The organism is Nocardioides sp. (assembly GCF_031422975.1).
In the GTDB taxonomy this organism is placed as follows: Bacteria; Actinomycetota; Actinomycetes; order Propionibacteriales; family Nocardioidaceae; genus Nocardioides.
The window spans coordinates 1-3127 of the sequence record NZ_JANPEO010000562.1; the positions used below are offsets into that span (position 1 = coordinate 1).

The 3127-nt window shown below is 69.6% G+C and carries 3 protein-coding genes; 1 reads left to right on the forward strand and 2 read right to left on the reverse strand.

All coding sequences use genetic code 11. From position 1 onward, the window contains the following. Positions 1-1312 (reverse strand): iron ABC transporter permease (locus RMO85_RS16820; RefSeq protein WP_310529871.1); only part of this gene is annotated, 1312 nt, incomplete at its 3' end. A gap of 47 nt (positions 1313-1359) precedes the next feature. Further along, positions 1360-2388: an iron ABC transporter substrate-binding protein gene (locus tag RMO85_RS16825; protein ID WP_310529873.1), complete on the reverse strand. Its 1029-nt coding sequence runs from the start codon at positions 2386-2388 to the stop codon at positions 1360-1362. Positions 2389-2501: 113 nt separating this feature from the next. On the opposite strand from RMO85_RS16825, the gene RMO85_RS16830 reads away from it, so the two are divergent. Next, a partial coding sequence (locus tag RMO85_RS16830) for an acyl-CoA dehydrogenase family protein (RefSeq protein WP_310529874.1) occupies positions 2502-3127 on the forward strand: 626 nt, incomplete at its 3' end.

Sequence of the window (3127 nt, forward strand, 5' to 3'; positions counted from 1 at the left end):
ACGTGAGCTCGGTCGAGATCGCGAGGAAGACCAGCGCGGCGCCGGCGCCGAGGCGGGGGGCGATGTGCGGCAGCGTGTCGCGGCGGGCGGTGGCGATCGGTCCGGTGCCGAGGCTCTGGGCGACGTGGTCGAGCACGACCGGCGCCTGTTCGAGGCCCGAGCGCACCGAGACCACGGCCCGGGGCAGGAAGAGGATCGCGTAGGCGACGACCAGCAGCAGTGCGGACTGGTAGATCAGCGGCACCAGCCGCAGGCTCGCCACGACGAGGGCCAGGCCGACGACGATGCCGGGCAGGGCGTTGGCGATGTAGGTGCTGCGCTCGATGAGGGTGCTGAAGCGGTTGCGGTAGCGCACGGCCAGCCATGCGACCGGGAGCGCGGCGACGGTGGTGGCGACGGCACCGACGGTTGCCAGCGCGACCGTGCTGCCGGTCGCCGCGAGCAGCTCGCCCACCGGGAACTCGGTGGAGCTGCCGATGACCAGCCAGTGCACGAGTGCATAGGTGGGTGTGCCGACGGCGAGGACGACGAATGCGGCGACCACGGCGACCAGCGGCCACCGCAGGGTGCGCAGGCGCGCGGGCTCGGCCAGGCGAGCAGCACCGTGTCCGATGCGGGCGTAGTGGGCGTGGCCACGCAGCCGCAGCTCGGCCAGCAGCAGGAACAGGCAGAGCAGCACCAGCACACCGGCCATCGCGGTGGCGGCGGACCCGTTGAACGTCGAGCCGTACTGGTCGTAGATCGCGGTGGTGAACGTGGGGAAGCGCAGGAGCGCGAGAGCGCCGAACTCGGCGAGCAGGTGCAGGCCGACGAGGAGCACTCCGCCGAGCAGGGCCGGGCGGAGCTGCGGCAGCACGACTCGGGAGAACGTCTGCCAGCGGCTGTGGCCCAGTGACCACGACGCCTCCTCGAGAGCCGGGTCGAGACCGCGGAGCGCGGCCACGGCAGGCAGGTAGACGAGCGGGTAGTAGGAGAGCGTGGTGACCAGGAAGGCGCCGCCGAAGCCGTTGATCGAGCGGTCGAGCGAGATCCAGGCATAGCCGTTGACGAAGGCAGGCACGGCCAGTGGCGCGACGAGTAGTCCGTGCCACAGGCGCCGTGCCGGCAGGTCGGTGCGCTCGACGAGCACCGCCAGGGCGACGCCGAGCAGGGCGGTCGCGGCCATGCAGGCCGCCGCCAGTGTCACGGTGTTGCGGAGCAGCTCCAGGATCCGCGGCCGCACCACGAGCTGCCAGATCTCGACCGGTCCGATGATGACGGTGTAGGCGGCGACGTACATCAGGGGAATCAGCGCCAGTGACGCGACGACCACCCCGGCCGCGAGCAGCAGGGGTGGCGTCGGTGGCCGGTTCCCGGTCCTCAGAGCAGCCCGGCTTCGGTCATCAGCTCGGTGACCTGGGGTCCGTTGAGCTTGGAGATGTCGACGGCCGGCGGCTCGAGCTCGTCGAACGGCTTCACCTCGCGGTTGAGGCTGGCCGCCGGGTTGAGGGGGTACTCCAGGGCGTAGGACTCGGCCATCGCCTGCTGCGCGTCGGTGCTCGTCAGCCAGTCGACGAACTGCTCAGCGGCCTCGGCGTGCTCGGAGCTCTTGAGGATCCCGGCGCCGGAGACGGACAGGAACGCGCCCGGGTCCTGGTCGCCGAAGAAGTGGAGTGCGGAGCTGTCGGAGTCGGAGCCGCTCTCCGCACGGTCGCGATACCAGTAGTAGTGGTAGGCGATGCCGGCGTCGATCTCGCCGGCGTTGGCCGACTGCATGACGACGAGGTTGTTCTGGAGGATGACACCGTTGGCCTTGAGGCCCTTGAGCCAGGCGCGGGTGGCGTCCTCGCCCTCGAGCTCGAGCACGGCGCTCACGATCGCCTGGAAGTCGGCGCCGGTGGGGGAGAAGCCCACCCGGCCCTGCCACTGCGGCTCGGCGAAGTCCAAGATGCTGGCCGGCAGGTCGGCCTCGGTGACGGTGTCGGTGTTGTACATGACCACGGTCGACCTGGCCAGGAAGCCGACCCAGTTCTTCGAGCTCGGGACATACGCCGCCGGGATGGTCGCCAGCGCACCGGTCGGCGCCGGAGAGAAGAGGCCCGCATTGTCGACGATGCTCATGGCCGGGGAGTTCTCCGTGAGGAAGACGTCAGCCGGGGAGTCGGTGCCCTCCTCGACGATCTGGTTGGCCATCTCCAGGTCCTGGCCGCTGCGCAGCTCGACGTCGAGGCCGGACTCCTCCTCGAAGAGCGGCACCAGCTGGTCGAGGAGTTCCTCGTGCTGGGCGTTGTAGATGACCAGATCGGGCGGATTGAGGATGCTGCACGCGCTCAGCGGCGTGATCAGCGCCGCAGCCGCGGCGATTCCGGCCAGGCCGGCGAACCGACGCAGGGTGCAGGGAGTGCGCACAGACGTGTCCTCGTCCTCGTTCTTTAGGGTCGCCTAACCTTACTGCGGAACAAGCGGTAGACAACTTTCGCGGGAGGTTAGCGATCGTTAACCTCCCGCGCTACGCTCAGCGCATGAGCTTCGAGTTGTCGCCCGAGCATGAGCAGTTCCGTCGCAGCGTTCGCGACTTTGCGCAGGCCGAGATCGCGCCGTACGCCGCACAGTGGGACCGCGACCACCACTTCCCCACCGACGTCGTGCAGAAGATGGGCGCGCTCGGGCTGATGGGCCTCACGGCTCCGGAGGAGTACGGCGGCGCCGGGCTGGCCGGCGAGGACGGCGGCTTCACCAGCCTCTGCCTCGCGATCGAGGAGATCGGCCGGGTCGACCAGTCGATGGGCATCACCCTCGAGGCCGCCGTGGGGCTCGGCATCAACCCGATCCTGACCTATGGCACCGACGAGCAGAAGGCGACGTACCTGCCGTCCCTGGTCTCCGGTGAGCGGCTCGCCGGCTTCGGCCTGACCGAACCGGGTGCCGGCTCCGATGCGAGCGCGACGAAGACCAGGGCGGTGCTCACCGACGGCGAGTGGGTGGTCAACGGCGCCAAGCAGTTCATCACCAACTCCGGCTCCTCGATCACCTCACTGGTGACCGTCACCGCCCGCACCGGCGAGCGTGAGAACGGCCGTCCCGAGATCTCCACGATCATCGTGCCCAGCGGCACACCCGGCTTCACGGCCGAGAAGGCCTACGACAA